General features: G+C 58.9%; 14 protein-coding genes. 5 read left to right on the plus strand and 9 right to left on the minus strand.

Going from position 1 to position 18,196, the window contains the following annotated elements:
* Positions 1–2 precede the first annotated feature (2 nt).
* Positions 3–389 (minus strand): 5-carboxymethyl-2-hydroxymuconate Delta-isomerase, encoded by a 387-nt coding sequence (locus ACYQ6M_RS02740; RefSeq protein ID WP_023003266.1) that lies wholly within the window; start codon positions 387–389, stop codon positions 3–5.
* Between the two features lie 102 nt (positions 390–491).
* On the opposite strand from ACYQ6M_RS02740, the gene hpaR reads away from it, so the two are divergent.
* Positions 492–944 carry a homoprotocatechuate degradation operon regulator HpaR gene (hpaR, locus tag ACYQ6M_RS02745; RefSeq protein ID WP_023003267.1) on the plus strand — a complete coding sequence of 151 codons (453 nt, stop codon included), beginning with the start codon at positions 492–494 and terminating at the stop codon, positions 942–944.
* Between the two features lie 175 nt (positions 945–1,119).
* Here the strand turns inward: hpaR and ACYQ6M_RS02750 are convergent, their stop codons facing one another.
* The 8 genes from ACYQ6M_RS02750 to ACYQ6M_RS02785 all read right to left on the minus strand — a co-directional run bounded on the left by ACYQ6M_RS02750 (position 1,120) and on the right by ACYQ6M_RS02785 (position 13,358).
* Entirely contained in the window at positions 1,120–2,913 is a 1,794-nt protein-coding gene (locus tag ACYQ6M_RS02750; protein ID WP_460071994.1) for a hypothetical protein, read from the minus strand.
* The gene (locus tag ACYQ6M_RS02755) at positions 2,892–3,989 is read right to left on the minus strand and encodes a glycosyl hydrolase family 8 (RefSeq protein ID WP_460071996.1); all 1,098 of its coding nucleotides are present in this window, start codon (positions 3,987–3,989) and stop codon (positions 2,892–2,894) included. The genes ACYQ6M_RS02750 and ACYQ6M_RS02755 overlap by 22 nt, the downstream gene beginning before the upstream one ends.
* Position 3,990: 1 nt before the next feature.
* Positions 3,991–6,273 (minus strand): cellulose biosynthesis cyclic di-GMP-binding regulatory protein BcsB, encoded by a 2,283-nt coding sequence (locus tag ACYQ6M_RS02760; protein ID WP_460071998.1) that lies wholly within the window; start codon positions 6,271–6,273, stop codon positions 3,991–3,993.
* Positions 6,274–6,284: 11 nt separating this feature from the next.
* The gene (gene bcsA / locus ACYQ6M_RS02765; RefSeq protein ID WP_460072000.1) at positions 6,285–8,540 is read right to left on the minus strand and encodes a UDP-forming cellulose synthase catalytic subunit; all 2,256 of its coding nucleotides are present in this window, start codon (positions 8,538–8,540) and stop codon (positions 6,285–6,287) included.
* 25 nt (positions 8,541–8,565) lie between these two features.
* Positions 8,566–9,708: a helix-turn-helix transcriptional regulator gene (locus ACYQ6M_RS02770; RefSeq protein ID WP_168684975.1), complete on the minus strand. Its 1,143-nt coding sequence runs from the start codon at positions 9,706–9,708 to the stop codon at positions 8,566–8,568.
* 842 nt (positions 9,709–10,550) lie between these two features.
* Positions 10,551–11,906, minus strand: a complete 1,356-nt coding sequence (locus tag ACYQ6M_RS02775) for an aminotransferase class III-fold pyridoxal phosphate-dependent enzyme (RefSeq protein WP_460072003.1) — start codon at positions 11,904–11,906, stop codon at positions 10,551–10,553.
* The gene (locus ACYQ6M_RS02780) at positions 11,903–12,583 is read right to left on the minus strand and encodes an HAD-IA family hydrolase (protein WP_460072005.1); all 681 of its coding nucleotides are present in this window, start codon (positions 12,581–12,583) and stop codon (positions 11,903–11,905) included. The genes ACYQ6M_RS02775 and ACYQ6M_RS02780 overlap by 4 nt, the downstream gene beginning before the upstream one ends.
* Positions 12,573–13,358: an IclR family transcriptional regulator gene (locus ACYQ6M_RS02785; protein WP_460072007.1), complete on the minus strand. Its 786-nt coding sequence runs from the start codon at positions 13,356–13,358 to the stop codon at positions 12,573–12,575. Before ACYQ6M_RS02785 ends, ACYQ6M_RS02780 begins: the two co-directional genes overlap by 11 nt.
* 269 nt (positions 13,359–13,627) lie before the next feature.
* Here ACYQ6M_RS02785 and ACYQ6M_RS02790 point away from each other — a divergent pair, with 269 nt between their 5' ends.
* The 4 genes from ACYQ6M_RS02790 to ACYQ6M_RS02805 all read left to right on the plus strand — a co-directional run bounded on the left by ACYQ6M_RS02790 (position 13,628) and on the right by ACYQ6M_RS02805 (position 18,193).
* Positions 13,628–14,563 carry a tripartite tricarboxylate transporter substrate binding protein gene (locus ACYQ6M_RS02790; RefSeq protein ID WP_031270417.1) on the plus strand — a complete coding sequence of 312 codons (936 nt, stop codon included), beginning with the start codon at positions 13,628–13,630 and terminating at the stop codon, positions 14,561–14,563.
* A 66-nt stretch (positions 14,564–14,629) separates the two neighbouring features.
* The gene (locus ACYQ6M_RS02795; RefSeq protein ID WP_055656045.1) at positions 14,630–15,169 is read left to right on the plus strand and encodes a tripartite tricarboxylate transporter TctB family protein; all 540 of its coding nucleotides are present in this window, start codon (positions 14,630–14,632) and stop codon (positions 15,167–15,169) included.
* A gap of 7 nt (positions 15,170–15,176) precedes the next feature.
* Positions 15,177–16,697 (plus strand): tripartite tricarboxylate transporter permease, encoded by a 1,521-nt coding sequence (locus ACYQ6M_RS02800; protein WP_460072010.1) that lies wholly within the window; start codon positions 15,177–15,179, stop codon positions 16,695–16,697.
* Positions 16,698–16,705: 8 nt separating this feature from the next.
* The gene (locus tag ACYQ6M_RS02805) at positions 16,706–18,193 is read left to right on the plus strand and encodes an aldehyde dehydrogenase (RefSeq protein ID WP_460072012.1); all 1,488 of its coding nucleotides are present in this window, start codon (positions 16,706–16,708) and stop codon (positions 18,191–18,193) included.
* Positions 18,194–18,196: the final 3 nt, after the last annotated feature.

The following is an 18,196-nucleotide window of genomic DNA, read 5'->3' on the forward strand; positions in this document are numbered from 1 at the left end:
GGTCAGACAGTCCCCAAATGGTCGCGAATGGTGCCCGTCTTGGGCGAAAGGTCCGGGTCGATGTCGCGCATCTCAAGCGATAGCGCGAGCGAACTGGTGGCCAGGACCGGTTCCAGGAAAGCCTTTGCGGCCTTGAACAGACGCTCCGCTGCGTCGCGCTTGACGTCGTCCGGCCGTCCGGCGCGAAGGCGTACGGAAATGTCGATGAAGGCATGTTTCGGGTCGCCGTCGGCGATTGCATAGTGGTCGCATCGGATGGCCCGCACCCGCAGACCGGGCATGGGAAGGGCATCGATGGTCGCGGCCTGCGCACGCAGATGCTCGCACAGGGCCTTTATGTCGGCCCGCTGTTCCAGGTTGGCGGAATATTCCAGCGATATGTGCGGCATAGGATTTCCTTAACAGTGCAATATTTGCTATGTTAAATATATGAGATCGAAACTGTCAAACTTTTTGTGTCTAATAATCTGCCAATTCGCTATGGACCTTGCATGATCGACGACACTGAACCCGCTGACGGCCCGGCGCTGCCGTCCACAAGACGCTCCATCCCGATTGCGCTGATCCGGGCGCGCGAGAAGGTCATGGGCCCGATCCGCGAGATGCTCTCCGACTGCGGCATCACCGAACAGCAGTGGCGCATCCTGCGGGTGCTGGAAGAATTCGGTCCACAGGATGCCTCGACCCTGGCAGAGCGGGCCTGTCTGTTGTTGCCCAGTCAGACCCGGATCGTTCAGACGCTTCTGGAAAAGGGGCTGGTAACCCGTCAGGCGGACGAGAAGGACCGGCGCAAGCAAACGGTGGCGATTACGCCGGCCGGACAGGCAATCATCGAGGATAAGCTCGATGACGCCAAGGCAATCGCGGCGCGCATAGAAGAGGTCATCGGCAAGGAGAAACTGACACAGCTGCTCGACATTCTGGAGGATTTCCAGAAGCTGTAAAAGGCTAGGGACTGAGCCTGGGGCTGGGCCGGATTTCGGATTGAGGCCGGTATTCGCGCTGAAGGCCCGGCACCGGATGCCGGCTATGGGCCGGAAACGGCCCGGGCTCCCTTCAGCTTGCGTAGCCGGAAAGGAGCCCGGGCTTCTGGTCTCGTGCGGGAAGAGACCAGTTGTTTTAGTTGTAGCGGTACATCTTCTTTTCGGAGAACCACTTGCCCTGGCGGGTTTCGGTCGTGGATCCCGCCTTGTCGGCTTCCGCGAAGAGCTTGTGCGCCTCTTTCGACCGGCCCGTGTGATACAGCGCCCAGGCCCGAAGCAGTTTTGCCTTGCGGCTTTCACGCCCGCTCATTGCGTTTCTTTCAAGGTACGGCAGAGCGCCTGCATAATCTCCGGTGCTGATCTCCTGTTCGGCAGAGCGCAGGTAGGAAGACCCGGGGGAGCGCGATCCGCCAGAGGAGCGGCTGCGTTCTTCGGAAGCGGACGCAAGCTGTGCGCCGCCGAGGGTCTTGATCGCCGGGAATTTGGTTGACCATTGCGCGATCAACTGTCGTTCGCGGGCTTTCTGCTTCTTGCGCTGAGCAACCACGATCTGGCCGACGGCCGCGGATTCGTTCGGCTGGAACTTCATCGACTTGGCAAACCAGATTTCAGCTTCATCGAGTTCAAGCATGTTGTAGAAATGCCAGCCGAACACCTGGGCGGCAATCGGCGATTGCGCATCCTGGACGACGTTCGCAAATCTCGACAGGCGCTTGAAATCCATCTCGGTGCCGTAGCCTTCCAGAAGCTGGATCGAAACGACTTCCAGATATGCCTTGAGGATGAGCGGATCCTTGCGCCGGTTCTTGTAGGCAAGTTCCTCGGCTTCCTCGTATTCGCCATCTTCCTTCATGGAGACGACCATGCCTTCGATGGCCTTTGGCGAGGGGCGAAGCTTGTAGGCTGTCTGGAACCATTTGGTGGCGGTCTTGAACTCTTCGCGGGAATAGTAATACCAGCCAAGAAGTTCGGCATCGTTCGGGTTCTGGAGTTTTGCAGCCGAATTGGCGAGTGCGTCCAGATCCGATTTGTCGACCAGCATGGCGGGATCGGTGGCGCCTTCGCCAACTTCACCACGCAACAGGTCCAGGTAGATTTCGTTGAATTCCGAGCGACCGTCCAATCCGGTTCTGCCGTAGGCGACAAGCTGCTCCACCGCGTTGCGCGGCAGCACTTCGGCAGCCTTTTGCACGGTGGCCTTGCGTTCGTCCTCATTGGCGCAGTTGGCAAGGATGTACTTGTAGGCTTCGAGCGCCTTGACGTCCTGACCGGTCTCGTTGAGAGCCCTGGCTGTCCGCCAGATAATGTCGATTTCCTGGCAGGTCAGAAGATCGGAGTTCTTCACCGCGATCTTGATGACCTCCTGGGCGTTGCCCAGTTCGGACGCCTGAATGAGGGTCTTTCGCGCTTCGGCATTGATGATCTGTCGGCGCAATTCGGCTGAAGGCTCATAGCCCGGGTAGAGATTTATGTATTCCCGGATCTTGGCGTAGAGCTCCTGGGTCCGGCCGGTGGCGAAAAGATCCCAGAGCGGTTGTTCGTTCACCTCGATCCGGTTGCGGTCGTAAATGTTTTCCGGCGGTTGCCAGTCCGGATGAAGGGACTTCAGCCGCTTGATTTCCGCAGACACACGGCCGATCTCGCCATTTTGTGCGTAGTAGCGCAGAGCCGTTTCATCGACCTTGGCAGTCGCGGGGGCTGCCGGGGCGGCGGACTGTGCGGCTCCTGGCTGGGTGACCGAAAGCGCGAAAGGCGAAACATTGGCCTGCTGGACCGGCAAAACACCGGTTTCAGGTGCCTGCAGGACAAACGGAGAGCCGCCGGGCAGTTGTTGTTGCGGCGCGGCTTCCCACGGAGCGGATTGCGCCAGGGAACCGTTGGTCGCAAACGCCAGCGCGAAGGAGGCAATTACCATTCTGGTGAAAGACATTGCGGATACCTCTCTGCAATTGCGAGAATCGTGAAGATCTGAAGTGTTGTGGAGTAATAGTCGTCGGTGCCGATCTGCAGCAGTTCGGACGGGAATGGCTCGACCTTGTCCATGCATCTGGTCAGGGCGGCAATTGCGCGAAAACCGATGCCGCCCATGACACTCTTCGGCTCGCCCGTGACGATCTGCGTAACCGATGGGCCGCGGGGATCGGCAAAGCCGCGTAGCGTTGAAAAGTCCGCCGCCTTTTTCACGCGCAGGGCATTTCTGGACAGTGCGAGATAGAGCGGAACCCGGATGGCATTGTAGCCGAATTCAGGTGTGAACTTATCCGAAGGAACCAGCTTGAGGCCGCCGATATCGACCCAATCCGGTGGCAGGTAGCTTGGAGCCCTCTGGGAAAGGTCCAGGACGTCCTCTCCGACAACCGCAACTTCGCCCCAGTTCGCGGACGTATCGAACTCGGCAATGGTTTCGAGGGCCGGATAGACCCAGTAGGAGGGGTTGACCGTGACGGTCTGATGATCGCCGGAGACGAACCCTTCACTGCCGGGAACAAGAACCGGTCCGAGGGCGGTTTGCTGAAGAAGCGTTGCGGCGATATCCGCCAGAACGACCTTTGCCGAGGCAAGGTCTTCAGGATCTCCCCAGCTCTTGTAGGCCTCGATCAGCGCCCAGGCGATCAGCAGGTCCCCGTCCGTCGCGTTGTTGGTGTCGGCGACATTGGGACCTTCCGGCGTGTGCAGCACCTTCCAGGCAAACAGGTGATCCTTGCGCACCTGCAGGTTCTCGTAGGTGTAGTCGCGGATCAGCTTGAAGGTCTCGCGGTCATCCACCGCGACGGCCAGAACCATGCCGTAACCCTGGCCTTCGCTGTGACTGATGCCTTCATTGGCATCGTCGATGACGGCTCCTTCCTGGGTCATGTGGCGGCTCGTATAGTCCCGCCACGCCGACCCCAGCCAGAGCGACACGGCTTCCTTGCTGCGCGCGCTGGCGCCGAACACCGGTTCGGCGTGAGCGGGAGCAAGCGACAGGAAAAGTGCCATGCCGGTTGTCATGCAAAGCCTCAGCATGTCAGCGTCCGGACCGTTTGAGGAAGACGTAGTAGCTGAAGCCGAGGATCAGGCAGAACGCCAGCATGAACACGACGAAGTCGAGCATGTTGTGCGAGACCAATCCTGCCACGACCAGCCGGCTGTTCCTGAACTCGGACGGGTTTGCCAGCGAGGCAAAGTAGTTCGGATCGGACAGGCGTTCGGACGCAAACCGGTTGGTGGTCGCGTTATAGAGCGATGTGTCGCCGGTGAGCCAGGCAAGCCTGCCTTCGCGCAGCATCGTTTCCGTGCTGGCCTTGATGTCGTCACTCGTCAGGCCGGTCACGACGGTCCAGGTGTCCTGCTTGACCGGGGCTCCCATGAAGGCAACCCAGCTTTCCTTGGATGTCAGCGTCTTGGTGCGCTGTGCGATCAGGATGCTGTTGCCCTGCAGCGCGAAGCTGCGGTCGGACGGAACTTCGGAATTGAGCTTGAAGCCGACGCTGCGCCAGGCGGATCCGGCGTATCGCTGGATGCTTGCCATCAGGCTGGTGTCGTTTTCGTCAACAGACTTCAGCCCGAAAAAGCGGCCCACCTGACTGCGCGAGCCTTGCGTTCTTTCCGGGTCGAGCGTGTCCAGATAGGCTTCCTTGGCCATGCCCGACAGGCGATTGACCGGGGCAACAATCAGGCCTGGCTGATTGCCGACCGAGGCGGAGGCCGTCGTGATGGCGATCGGCCGGACCTGCTGTGTGATTGCTGCCGTTGCCACGGCAAGCTGTGCAGCGGCCTCCAGGCTTTTCGGGTCGTCGGCAAGCACCTGAATGGTGGTCGGCCGGTTTTCTGCAGGATTTTTCGGCAGAAGGTCGGAAGGAGACAGGCTCGGTGTCACGCGCATTCTGGCAAGTGCATCGAACTCGATCGTCGATGTGTCCGCATCAAGCGACAGCCGGTCGCCGTTGAGGCCGGTCGCGACGTCGCAGCTGGCATCATCTTCTGTCAGGGAAGACACTTCGATGCGCAGGTCGTTGAAGCCGGGCGAGAAGCCGCCAAGAGGGATATCGAGTGGATTGCGGGAAGAAATGCCGTCACGCGTCAGTTCCGCAGACGCAAGTGCGGCTCCATTGGCGAAGACCTGCAGCCGGTTGGCATTGGACAGGTTTGCCAGCGCATCGATGTTCAGGCTGAGTTTGGCCTTGCCATAGTCTCCGACGAAGTAGTCGTCCGGCAGGCGGATCGAGAAGTCCTGCCGGAGAAGCCGGCCGTCAAAGCGTTTGCTGCTGACGCCGATCTTTGCCAGGGAAACCGTTTCGCCGGGTTCGATCTCGTAACCGAACTTGTTTTCGAAGGCGGCAATACCCCGGCGGCTTCCCAGCATCGGCTTGGCCTGCAGGGCCTGTTTGAAGGCCTCGATGGACTTGTCCAGAGCCGGGCGGTTCTCTGCCGCGAGAAACAGGGAAACCCTGCCTGTATCCGGTCGGTGGACGATAGCAAGGCCGGGGATTTCCGAGCCGGTGTCGCCAACGGCAAAGCCTGCGTGCGAAAGCTCGGCCCGAGTGCCGACAATGATATCCAGGCCGGCATCGTTGCCAGGCTCGTTCCTGATCTGGATGTCCGGGTTATGATATTTCCCGAAAGCCGCGACAGTCTGTGCAACTGCCAGGGCCCGGTCCAGATTTCCGGCGCTCGCCGTACCCAGTTGCAGCAGGCGCATGTTGGTGGCGCCGCTCTTGTCGTTCGGGACCGCGCGCAGCAGTTCAAGGCTGGCCGACACCTTCGGTGAGTTGTCCGGGCCCGGATCGAACACGATACCCGTGTTTGCCGGGTTCAGCACCGTCCACAGTTCATAGGTGGCGGGGATCGTGCAGTCCACACGGTGCTTGTGTTTCGCGACGAACCGGATTTCGTTGAACCCCTCGACCATCAATCCGGGAGGGAGATCGAAGCTGCGCATGGAGCTTTGAGCGCCTGCGTTGAGTTCAATGTCGCCAACTGGCTGACCGTTGACCATGATGCTCATGCTGGAATGTTCCGGGGCGGTCGAAACCGCGGTCAGGTAGTCCACTTGCAGCTTGCGATAGAGAAGGACCTCGTCCCGGGGAGCGTAGACGGCCAGCCGGATTTCTGCCTGTTCGCCTTCCATCCGGAGCTGGTCGGCGGTTGCCGTCAGGCGGCGGATGGTGCTGCGGTCTTCGGTCTTGGTGTCGAGCACCGATACGTCGAGCTGCTGGGCAACTGCCGAAACAGGCAGAGCAATCAAGGTTGAGGCGACAAGCGCTGCCTTGAGGCAGGTTGCGGCTTTGAGGTGATACAGAGTTTTCATTGCTTCAATCCTCATTCTGCAGGTGCGAGGACGGATTCAGGCAGGTCCTGTTCGACAGGTGCCGGCTTGCGTTTCAGGCCGGACCGCAGGGCTGTCATGAGGCCGAGGACCGGGACGCGAATGCCGTAGTAAAGTGCCCATCTGGTCAGGCGCATCATGCCCGCGACGACCGAGGATCCCGTCAGCTTCCTGTTGTGCAGGGCTCTCGGTATTGTCAGGTCGGCAAACATCACGTCGCTGGAAACGATCGCTCGCGTTGCGACGGTGTCGAGATAGGCGGCGCCGATCAGAATTCCCTTCGAGCCGGCCCGCTGGGAGGCGACACGAATGTTGATGCCTGTTTCGGCAAGCGCGGCGTCAGGTTCCGGCGTTGCATCGGCGGACCGGTCCAGAGATTGACGGGGATGGAATGTCAGGTGGCCGTTGTCGCCGAGCACGTTCCCCCAAGCTGGTGCTCTTTCAAGCTGAAGGAGCAGGCCGTTGGTGTTGGATTCCACCAGATTGACGGGGATGGTCTCGTCACGAAGGCGGAGCGTCGCCTTGCGATGGACCCGGATACGCGGTGCGGTTCTGACTTCCTTCCGTTCCAGGATGGCGCCGAGGGCTGCACCGGCAATGATCAGGTTGAAGACATGCCAGATGCCGACAACACCAAGCAGGGCAGTCTGGCCGGTGTCGTTCTGCAGCCGCCAGGCCAGCACGCCGGTCGTGAGGAGCATGACCGCGAAGACGATGATGTAGGGCCATGCGATGACTGACAGCTGTTCTTCTTCGAGTGTTTCACCCTTGGTCGTGACGTTGAACTTCGGCGCACGCGGGTTCATCAGCACGGAGAAGATCGCCGGGAACAGGTAGATTGACTGGATGTACTCGTAGAGTTCGGAGATCCAGGGCCACCTGAGCTTGCCATAGAGGCCGGACTGGATCGTCACCACCGCAAGGATGTAGGTCATCGTGTAGGCCAGGAATTCCTGCGGCGAGGCGATGTAGATCTTCATGTTGAAGAGGATGAACATCAACGGCGCCAGCAGGAACACCAGCCGCGGGAACGGGAACAGCCAGAACATGGCGCTGGACATGTAGGCGACGCGCTGCATGAAGCTCAGGCCCGGCTTGAACATCGGGTTCTTGAGCATCAGGATCTGCAGCATGCCCCGGCACCAGCGAGACCGCTGGCCGATGAACGAGGCGAGAGTGTCAGGCTGCAGGCCGGCGATCATCGGACGATCGACATAGGCGCTCTTCCAGCCGCGCGAATGCAGCTCGAGAGCGGTTTCGCAGTCTTCCGTGATCGAGACGCCCGAGAAACCGCCGACTTCATTGAGGGCTGCACGCCGCAGGACGGCGCCGGAGCCGCAGAAGAAGGTGGCGTCCCATTTGTCGAGGCCCTTCTGGATCATGCCGTAGAACATGTCGTTCTCCGAGGGCATGATGTTGTAGGTGCGCAGATTGCGCTCGATCGGATCCGGATTGAGGAAGAAGTGCGGCGTCTGAACCAGAAACAGTTCGGGGTCCTTGAAGTAGGCGACGGTTTCGCGCAGGAACTCCCGTGACGGTGCGTGATCGGCGTCGAAGACCACCACGAGATCACCTTCCGACCGCGACAGGCCGTAGTTGAGGTTTCCGGCCTTGGCATGTTCGTTGCGTTCACGAGCAAGATATGTCGCACCGAGATCTTCGCAGATCCGCTTGAATTCCTGGCTGCGCTCATAGGCGGAAAGGGCGGCCTTCTGGTCCGTGGAATTCAGCTTCTGAAGCGTTGCGCCATCGTCCAGGAGGAACACACGGAACTTGTCCTTCGGATAGTCCATGTTCTTGGCGGCGGCGATGGTGCAGGCGACGAGGCCCGGATCCTCGTTGTAGCTGGGAATGAACACGTCGACGGTCGGAGCATCGGCGTCTGAGTTCTGCACTTTGCGGGGACGCTCATAACGGTCGGAGACGATGAGCGCCGACAGGAAGAACATCAAGATGCAGAAGAGCTCAGCAACAAGCAGCAGGACGCCGGGAACGAAGTCGTAAAAGTTCTCGATCGGCGGAACCGTCTGTGTCACGCGCCAGTAAACGTAACGGCCGACGAGCAACCCTCCGAGCGTCAGAAACGTGACGCGTCCCAGAGTGCCCGGCAAGACCTTCGTGAATTGCATGGCGACCAGAACGAAGAGGCCGAGAAAGAGTTGAACTTCAACCGAAAGCGGCAGCGTGACGATGAAAAATGTAGCGATGGTCGCTATCGTCGCGAATACGTATAAAAGTAAGTTCAGCATAGCCTAAGTTCCTGTACTTTGTACGTTATTGGTCTGGTGCTATTTGAATTGCTTTTGTCACCGAGTTGACGAGCTCTATTTGTGAGCTTGTTGCGGTTCTTTGCTGTGCCATCGCAAGGTGATTTCTTGCAGTGTTGTAGCTGATCCCGATTTCCTCGGCGGCTTGTCTTACGGTTTTGCCGTCTATTATTTTCTTGATGATGCGCGCCTGCTGATGCGTGACCCCGGTGGCGGCTTTGATCGTCTCGGCGCTTACCTCGTTGGAGGCGGTGTCCGCGGTGATCAGGACCTTCTTGCGGAAATAGGATCTGACGGGATCCCGGGTTTCCTCGTCGGACACCTGGGACGGGATGGCCTCCACAAAGTAGCGGGGGCCACCGGCAATGCTCATGACCCGTGCCCGTTCCTGCCGAGTTGATCCGGTGTTTGCCGGGGCATCGACGGGCAAGTCGCGAGAGTTGCGGGCAAAAAACGGTGCCAGGCTCAAAGGTGCCTGGATCCTGCCGTCGATGAGGCGAAGATCGCCGCCTTTCTGCAGCACCTTTTCCATCGCCGGGTTTTTGACAAGGACTGAGCCGTTGCCGAAGAACACAAGCGCTGGAGACTTGATGTGTTTGATCCAGTATTGCGCGCTTGTCAGTTCAGTGCGGTTCCGCCCGTAAACGAGATCCTCGGCATAGGCCTCGAAGCCGCCGAAGATGTCATCCGCATAAGCAACAACACCTTGGAAAAGACTGTCTGAAAAGCCGACTGGAACGTGGGCGGCAAGATAGAGCTGCAAACCCATTCCCAGTTCGACCATGAGAACAGCCGCACGGTTGGTTTCAAGGGTTGTATCGCGCGACAAACCATCCGGTGTTGTTGCGGTGCAATGCAGGATCTCGGTGTCGTGTGTAACGGGGGTGCAGGAGTTGGCTTTTACTTGGGAGAACGTGTCTATTTCGTTCCCAAGAAGATGTTCGGCTTCCCAGGCTTGACGATTGTCATCAATTGTATAGCAAATCTCGATCTTCTTCCTTCTTGCATCCAGAACAAAGATGCTGAAGAGAAGAAATTCAAATCGTTTGGCCAGTGCATACGGAAAGTCTAAATTGCTTCGGTTGCGGCGTTCTTTTGTCTGGCCACCGTATAAAACACTTTCGTTAAAGTCCCTTCCTGCAAAATACATTTTTTGCTCCCAGGTAGAAATGGATTTTATTCGTGGCGACGATCTAAGTTCTGGCTCGATTCATTCTCTGAAATTGAATTTTATCTAAATCGATCGATTGGTTTCTTAGGGGGTTAATAAATTATTAAACCTTTTATACCGGAAACTTCATGTCGTTGCTCTAGTGCAATTGCATCAATTTTAAAGCAACTACAGTCTTGGTTAATTTATAACTCTAAGATAATTATAGAATATGCTTCAGTATTAAATGAGATATATCGATGAATACATTAAGATCATCGGGTTGTGTTCAGGGGATGGTTTTCGCTGAATTTGAAAAATGCAAGTCAAGGTGGTGTGCTTGCGTGTATTGTTGCGCTGCAGCATTTGTCGTGTTTTTCGATTTTTACTGTTTGTGTCGAAATGTCCCGAGGCGATGTCGCGAAATTCCTGGTGAAATCTGTTTGAGATAAAATTTTGTCTTGTTTGATTTAACTATTCAGATTGCCGACAAATTAGGCGGACTTGGCTAATTTGAGTTCAGGCTCGAGAATTGAGCGTTTTGCCTGCCTGAATTTGTGATCGAATTTTTCGAAACTTGATACGCGGCGGCCAGAAATGTCGCGCAGCGGTTGAAAACGTTAGGGAAATTCGACCTCAAATTGGGGGGGCGGCTTGCTGTTGGGACAAACAGAAGAGCCAGGGCGCGCAAATCCCTTTGGCTGTTTGCGCGCCGCGTGCTGGTTTCTGATGGCAAGTGGCCTGTAGAGGATCCGAAGCCCTCGAGGTCTTGAGAGGGCTTCAGGGGAACGTGGTGGTGCCAGCCGTTGAGGCTTGCGTGTTACGGAAATGCTTCCGAGGGATTAGCCGGAAACGGCTTTCAGTCCGGTCTCGACCGCCGACAGGATTTTCGTCACGTTGTCCGAGTTCACGATCAGCGGCGGCGAGAAGATGGCATTGTTTCCGGAGACCCGGATCATGACGCCGTCCTCGTAGGCGGCCTGCTGCAGCTTCAGCGGGACATCCTTTGCCGAAGGTTTCTTGCTGGCGCGGTCGGAGACGAGTTCGATGGCGCACATCAGTCCTTCGCCGCGCACGTCGCCGATCACCTCGAAACGTTCCTGGAGCCCCTTCAGGCCACCAAGAAGTTCCTTGCCGCGTGCGGCGGCGTTTTCGTGGACCTTCAAACGTCGGATCTCTGCGAGGGCAGCCAGTGCGGCTGCCGCGCCGACAGGGTGGCCGGAATAGGTGTAGCCGGTATCGATGGACGCGATCCCGCTGGTGTCCTTTTCAAAGACTTCGGCCACATGCCCGGCGATCATCAACGCACCGAACGGGAAATAGCCGTTTGTGATGGCTTTTGCCGTGCACATGAAGTCCGGCTGGACGCCCCAGTGGCGTGCGCCGCTCTCGCTGCCGGTGCGACCGAAGGCGGTGATGACCTCGTCGGAGATCAGCAGGATGCCGTTGCGGTCACAGATCTCGCGCACCATCGGCATGAAGCTCGGATGGGGAGGCATGACACCGCCGGCGCCGAGGACGGGCTCCATGATGAAGGCGGCAATGGTGCCGGCTCCCTGGAAGGCGATCTCGTCTTCGAGGGCGGCTGCACAGAGCTGGGCAAGTTTCGCCGGATCGCTCTCGTTGAACGGATTGCGGTAGGTGTAGGGAGCCGGAATGTGGAAGCAGCCCGGCAGCAGAGGCTCGTAAGCGTTGCGGAACTTGCCGTTGCCATTGACGCTGGCGCCGCCGAAATGGGTGCCGTGATAGCCTTTCTTCAGGCTGAGAAACTTGGTGCGGCCGGCTTCGCCGCGAATGCGGTGATACTGGCGGGCGAGCTTGAGGGCGACTTCGACCGAATCCGAGCCGCCGGAAGTGAAGAAGGCGCGCGTCAGCCCGTCCGGGGCGAAGAAATCGGCCAGTTCGTAGGAAAGCTCGATCACCTTGTCGTTCGAGGTGCCGCGAAAGATCGAGTAGTAGGGCAGGGCGTTCAGCTGGTCGGAGATTGCCTGTTTCACCGGTTCGCAGGAGTAGCCGAGGTTGACGTTCCACAGCCCGCCGACGGCATCAAGAACTTCGTGCCCGTCGACATCGGTGATGAAAACATCGCGACCACCTGTCAGGATCGTCGGCAGATTGGTCTGGCTGTCGGCCGGATGAGCCATCGGATGCCAGACATGGCGGGCGTTGTTTTCCTTCAGGAAGTTGGAATCCTTCATGTCATGTCTCCTTGGAGTAAACTTGGCAGGCCGAGCAACGAAAGTGCCTGGTCATAGGAAGATCGGGGGGAAAGAACGTCGAAGTGAACCGTCTGCAGACCGGCCGTCTCCGCGCCGCGAATGTTGCGCAGCTGATCGTCGACAAAGACGCAGGCGGACGCGGGCAGGCCGAGTTCGTCCAGGCATAGCTGATATGCACGCGGATCCGGCTTCAGGATCCTGGTGTAGGTGGCATCGACGATGACGTCGAAATCATCCATAAAAGCGAGCTTTTTCCTGAAGTCTGCACCGTAGAAAAGGTCCAGCTCATTGGACAGGATCGCAAGCTTGCAGCCTGCCTGCCGGGCAATGTCGATTGCGGCCAGGGCTTCCGGGCGCATGACGGCATCGGGATCAGCGCCGCGCGCAGCCTTCACGAACTGGGCCATTTCCGTCCACTCGTTCCCGGTCAATTCGGCAATTTCCTGCGTGCGCCGGTGCCAGTAGTCGCGTTCGGAAATCTCGTCCCGCTGCATTGCCTGCCAAAGACTGTCGGTTGCCGGATCAAACGGGCCGCGCCAGGTCAGGCTGCCGGGGGCGAGCCCGAGGGCCTGTTCGGTCAGGTCGTGGGTCTCGAACATCGTGCGAGTGACAACCCCGCCGAAATCGAGCACCAGAGCCTTCGGGTCATGCGGCATCGCGCCAGATCCTTCTCAAATCGACCGGGACAACGCCGCCGAGTTTTTCAGTGACTTCCGTCGCCGCGATCGGCAGGGAAATTCGGATTTTTGCTTTCAACTCATTGGTCATGCGAACGGTAGGGGCGGCAACGGCTATGGTGCCGACTGCCTCTGGCAAGTCGCCGAAGATCGGCGAGGCAAAGGAAGAGACGTGCTCTTCAAATCCCTGGTCGATAAAGGCAATACCGTCGTTTCGAACCTGTTCGACTGTCTGTTTCAAAAGCTCGGTATCGGTGATCGTGTAGCCGGTGGAGGGTTTGAGCTTCGTCTTCAGAAGCTTCGGCAGCAGATCGATCGGACCGAAGGCCAGCATGGCGAGACCGGAGGCAGTTGCGTGTAGCGGCAACAATTCAGCTTCGTCGAAATAGACCCGCGTGCCGTGAATGAGTGCGTCATGATGATAGAGCGGTGACAGGTGATTGCCTTCCCGCAAGGAGACATGAACCAGCTCCCCGAGTTCTCCAGCCAACTGTTCCACCAGTGGAGCGACAAGCCTTCTTGCCGGGAACAGTCGTTCGCGGACTGCCGCAAGACGCAGGATGGCCGGCCCCAGGCGATAGCCTTTGGTGCCCGGGTTCTGCTCCAGAAAACCGTTGGCTGTGAGTTCGGTCAGATGCCGGTGAACCGTTGCCTTGTCCTGGCCCGAAAGGTTGCGGAACTCGGTCAGGCCGATTTCCGAACGGCTGGCGGAAAAGTGGTTCAGCAGGCTCAGCGCTTTTGTGATCGTGCCCATGCTTCAGCAGTTCCTTTCCCGCAGGCGCCGGATTGAAGCTCCGGCATTTGACGGGACGATGTTGACATGTAGTTTCATTTGAAACAATATATTTTTAAACCGATGGTTTGTTATTTGAACCGTTTTGCGAGGTAAACAAAAGCGTCAGCGCTTCGATTGAAGGTTGACATCTCATTATTTAAGATCACAATAATTAACAAAGCAAATAAAAAATGACCAAGACCGGCGCAAAGTCCGGCTGTCACCTGACCAGAAAAGGGACTGTTGAAATGAAGAAGCAAGTGATCGCGCTGACGGCCGCGACATTGATGTCGGCAACGGCCGCTCTGGCTGAATATCCGGAAAAGCCTGTATCGTTCATCGTTCCGTGGCCTCCGGGCGACCTGGAAGACGTGCTGACCCGTCTGATCGCGGACAAATTCCAGGAAATGTACGGCGTGCCGGCAGCGGTCGTGAACAAGCCGGGTGGCGGCGGTGGTCCGTTCCCTGGTGCAGTGGAAGTCGCGACAGCGCCTGCCGACGGTTATACGGTCGGCTCTTTCGTTACCGACGTGCCGATTGGTGGTCCGCAGATCGGAATTCCCGAACTTTCGCCGAACCCGTTCGAGCCGATCGGCATTTTCATGACCTATCCGTTCGTGATTGCCGCTGGCGCAGACGCGCCCTACGCCACGTGGGCGGAGCTGGCTGATTACGCCAAGGAAAACGAGATCGCTCTCGGCCATTTCGGTTCGTTCCTGCCGCCCACCCAGATCACCTTCGCTGCCGCCAAGACCTCCGGCTTCGACTTTGCCAGCGAAGCAGCTTTTGACGAGCTGAACTGCAACACGCTGGCCTCCGGCGATGTCGACGTCATCAACACGACACTGCAGCAGATCCAGCCATGCCTCGGCGAGGTCAAGATCCTGGCCAGCATCGGCAAGGAACGGACGTCCCTGACGCCGAACGTGCAGACCATGCAGGAAATCAACCCGGATCTGTCGGTTGCGCTGTGGAACGGGCTGTTCGTTCACAAGGACGTTCCCGAAGATGCGCGGATCAAGATTTCCGAAGCTGCGCAAGCTGCGCTCAAGTCGCCGCAGGCGCTCGAGCTGATCGGCCAGACCGGCGTCCTGATCTACTGGCAGGACCCGGTTCAGTCCGAACAGCAGATCGAGGCTGATGCGGCGGCGCTTCAGAAAATCTCCGAGCTGATCGAACAATAAGGCGACTATTTCGGCCGGCGCATCTCGCGCCGGCCGGTTGCTTTCGGGTTCCAAGGAGGGTTCGGCTTGGCGCGCATCAAGACGCTGCAGGAACTGTTCAAACGCTATCGCCGGCCCGGCGACATCGTGTTTGCAATCCTGTTCCTGGCATTTTCCCTATTTCTTCTGTCGCAGATCCCGGGTGAGACGGTCTGGGCCAAGCGGACCAAGTGGTTTGCACAGCCAAGGTTCTGGCCCACAGTCGCTATCGGCGGCATGGTGCTGTTCGCCAGCCTGCATTTCATAGGCTCGCTTTGCTCCAAGCGCATTCCGGGCCGATGGCGCGAGGTCGGCTTCTGGCTGAAGTCGTTCGAGTTCGTGGCCTATTTCCTGATCTACGTGCTCCTGGTGCCGCAAATCGGCTACCTGCCGGCAACACTCGCCTTCACCTTGTTTCTGTGTGTCCGGATTGGCGAGGCAACGCCTCTCAACCTGGGTGCCGCTGTTGCCTTCAGCATTTCTGTGGTGGTGATCTTCCGCGCGTTTTTGCAGGTCAAGGTTCCCGCCGGCCATATCTACGAGGCGCTGCCTGACGGCATCCGCGCCTTTGCCCTGACCTATCTGTGAGGCGAGAATGGAACTGATCCTCTCCAGCCTGTCCATGCTTGCCCAATGGGACGTTCTTGCGGCCCTGGTGATCGGCTCCATCGGTGGTGTCATCATCGGCGCAATTCCTGGTGTCGGAGCTGCCGTCGCCATCGCAATCCTGCTGCCGGCAACCTTTTCCTTCGAGCCTATCGTCGGCTTGACCCTGCTGCTCGGCGTCTATGGCTCATCCATGTATGGCGGCGCCATTCCGGCGGTGCTGATCAACACACCGGGTACGGCGGTCAATGCGCTGACCACCTATGACGGCTACCCCATGACCAAGAAGGGGCAGGGGCATCGGGCGCTGTCTCTCGCCTATTCGGCTTCTTTCTTCGGCGGCATGTTTTCGATCCTGTGCCTGATCGTCCTCTCGCCGGTTCTGGCGATGATCGCACCGCATTTCGGCAGTCGCGAGATCTTCCTGGCCGCGTTGATGGGCATCATCCTGGTTGTGGTTGCGCACCGCGGACAGGTTTTTGCCGCCGGCATGCTGGCCTGTTTCGGCATCTTCCTCAGCACCATCGGCCTGGAGCCTGCCAAATACACCAAGCGCTTCACCTTCGACCAGAGCTGGCTCACCTCCGGTGTCGATCTCATCGTGGTGGTGCTCGGTCTCTTTGCGATCTCGCAAGCGTTGCTGCTGCTGGTCGACAAGGAACATCAACCCGGATCGGCCAAGGTCGAGGGCAACCTCTTTGCCGGGCTCAAGGAGCTGTTCGCGTTCAAACGGGTGGCGACCGTTTCTTCCGGCTTCGGTGTTCTCATGGGCATGATCCCCGGCGTGGGCGAATTCACCGCCCAGTTCCTGTCCTACACCTATGCGCAGAAATCCTCGAAGGACCCGGACCTTTTCGGCAAGGGATCACCGGAAGGGCTGATCGCTTCGGAAGCTGCCAACAATGCGGTTCCAGGTGCGGCGATGATCCCTTTGCTTGCTCTCGGCATTCCCGGAGAAGCGCTGACGGCAATGATGCTGTCTGTGTTCTATGTTCATAACGTCATCCCGGGGCCACAGCTGTTCCAGGGGCAACTCGACTTCGTGGTCGCGCTCTATCTGGCGCTGATCCTCCTGAATATCATCGTCCTGATCTTCCTCCTGTCCTCCACGGGGATGCTGCTCAAGATCATTCAGATCCCGACGCGTTTCCTGGGCGTGATGATCATGACGCTCTCCTTTGTCGGCGTGTTCTCGCTGCGCAACTCGGTGACCGACTGCGCGATCGCCGCCGGCTTCGGCGTCTTCGGCCTGGTGCTGAAGCGTCTCAACCTGCCCATTGTGCCGATCATCCTCGGCATGGTGCTTGGCGGGATCATGGAGGTGAAACTTCGCAGCGCCATGGCGCGGGTGAATTCCCCGCTCGATTTCATCGACAGGCCGATCGCCGCAATCCTCTTCACAGCGATCATTCTCATTCTCGTCCTGCACGTACGTACGGTCATTCGCGAGCAAAAGGCGCGACGGGATCGGGAAGAGGACACTTCCGAAACCTCAACCCAGCAAGGGTAGGAACCAAGATGCTTGACCAGGCCGCAATCGACGTTTTGCGCAACCAGCCCGTTGCCGAGCAGGGGCATTTTGTGAACGGCGCCTTTGCCGCGTCCCGAGAGGGGGCGACGCTGGATGTGCTTTCCCCCATCGACGGAAAACCGCTGACAAGGATCGCAAGCGGAACGGCCGCCGATGTGGGAGGTGCGGTTGAGGGTGCGCGCAAGGCGTTCGAGGATGGCCGCTGGTCGAAAACCGCCCCGGCCCACCGCAAGAAGGTATTGTTGAAGCTGGCGGATCTGATCGAGGCGAAAGCGCTTGAGCTTGCGGTTCTCGGCGTGCGCGACAACGGCACCGAGATCAACATGGCCTTCAAGGCCGAGGCTTTGTCCGCGGCCGGGACCTTCCGGTACTACGCCGAAGCACTCGACAAGATCTATGGCGAGATCGCGCCGACGGCAGACAATGTGCTGGGGCTTGTTCACCGGGCACCGGTCGGTGTCGTAGGGGCCATCGTTCCCTGGAACTTCCCGCTGATGATCGGCGCCTGGAAGATTGCTCCCGCGCTCGCCACGGGGAACTCCATCGTGCTGAAACCGGCGGAATCAGCCTCGCTCAGCCTGCTCAGGATTGCCGAACTGGCGTCGGAGGCAGGAGTTCCGGACGGTGTCTTCAACGTCGTGACCGGCCCCGGTGCCGTTGTCGGCGAAGCCCTGGCCCTCTCCATGGACGTCGACATCCTGGTCTTCACCGGTTCCGGTGCGACAGGGCGGCGGCTTCTTGAATATTCCGCCAGATCCAACCTGAAGCGCTGTTATCTGGAGCTGGGCGGCAAGTCCCCCAACATCGTCTTCAACGATGCGGCTGATCTGGCGAAAGCTGCCAAGGTGTCGGCGGCGGGGATCTTCCGCAATTCCGGCCAGGTCTGTGTCGCCGGTTCGCGCCTCCTGGTGCAGGAGGACATTCACGACGATTTTGTTGCCGCGATCTGCCGGGAAGCGGAAGCTTTCAAGGTGGGCGATCCGCTGGATCTTTCCAGCCAGATCGGTGCGGTGCATTCGATGGCCCAGCTGGAGGCCGACCTGAAATTCGTGGAGACCGCGGAAGCCGAAGGTGCCGAGCGCCGTACCGGCGGTGAGCGGATCCTGACCGAGACCGGCGGCTACTACATGGCTCCAACCGTCATGAGCGGGGTCAAGCCGAGCGATACGATTGCCCGGAAGGAAGTGTTCGGGCCCGTACTGGCCGTAACCGCCTTCAAGGACGAGGAAGAGGCCATCCGGATCGCCAACGGCACCGAATATGGTCTCGCCGCCGGTATCTGGACGTCCGATCTCGGCCGGGCGCACCGGATGATTTCCGGTGTCCGCTCCGGTGTCATCCATGTGAACACCTATGGCGGCTCGGACATGACCGTCCCGCTCGGGGGGATGAAGCAGTCCGGCAACGGCCACGACAAGTCGCTGCACGCGCTCGACAAGTATGTCGACCTGAAGACAGCCTGGATCCAGCTCTGAGGA

Source organism: Roseibium sp. ROS1 (assembly GCF_054658215.1).

Bases quoted from the DNA above. Each gene is read 5' to 3' on its own strand.
- bcsA (WP_460072000.1), bottom strand. From the start codon at position 8,540: ATGCTGAACTTACTTTTATACGTATTCGCGACGATAGCGACCATCGCT.
- ACYQ6M_RS02780 (WP_460072005.1), bottom strand. From the start codon at position 12,583: ATGCCGCATGACCCGAAGGCTCTGGTGCTCGATTTCGGCGGGGTTGTC.
- ACYQ6M_RS02750 (WP_460071994.1), bottom strand. From the start codon at position 2,913: ATGTCTTTCACCAGAATGGTAATTGCCTCCTTCGCGCTGGCGTTTGCG.
- ACYQ6M_RS02755 (WP_460071996.1), bottom strand. From the start codon at position 3,989: ATGCTGAGGCTTTGCATGACAACCGGCATGGCACTTTTCCTGTCGCTT.
- ACYQ6M_RS02775 (WP_460072003.1), bottom strand. From the start codon at position 11,906: ATGAAGGATTCCAACTTCCTGAAGGAAAACAACGCCCGCCATGTCTGG.
- hpaR (WP_023003267.1), top strand. From the start codon at position 492: ATGATCGACGACACTGAACCCGCTGACGGCCCGGCGCTGCCGTCCACA.
- ACYQ6M_RS02800 (WP_460072010.1), top strand. From the start codon at position 15,177: ATGGAACTGATCCTCTCCAGCCTGTCCATGCTTGCCCAATGGGACGTT.
- ACYQ6M_RS02805 (WP_460072012.1), top strand. From the start codon at position 16,706: ATGCTTGACCAGGCCGCAATCGACGTTTTGCGCAACCAGCCCGTTGCC.
- ACYQ6M_RS02790 (WP_031270417.1), top strand. From the start codon at position 13,628: ATGAAGAAGCAAGTGATCGCGCTGACGGCCGCGACATTGATGTCGGCA.
- ACYQ6M_RS02785 (WP_460072007.1), bottom strand. From the start codon at position 13,358: ATGGGCACGATCACAAAAGCGCTGAGCCTGCTGAACCACTTTTCCGCC.
- ACYQ6M_RS02740 (WP_023003266.1), bottom strand. From the start codon at position 389: ATGCCGCACATATCGCTGGAATATTCCGCCAACCTGGAACAGCGGGCC.
- ACYQ6M_RS02770 (WP_168684975.1), bottom strand. From the start codon at position 9,708: ATGTATTTTGCAGGAAGGGACTTTAACGAAAGTGTTTTATACGGTGGC.
- ACYQ6M_RS02760 (WP_460071998.1), bottom strand. From the start codon at position 6,273: ATGAAAACTCTGTATCACCTCAAAGCCGCAACCTGCCTCAAGGCAGCG.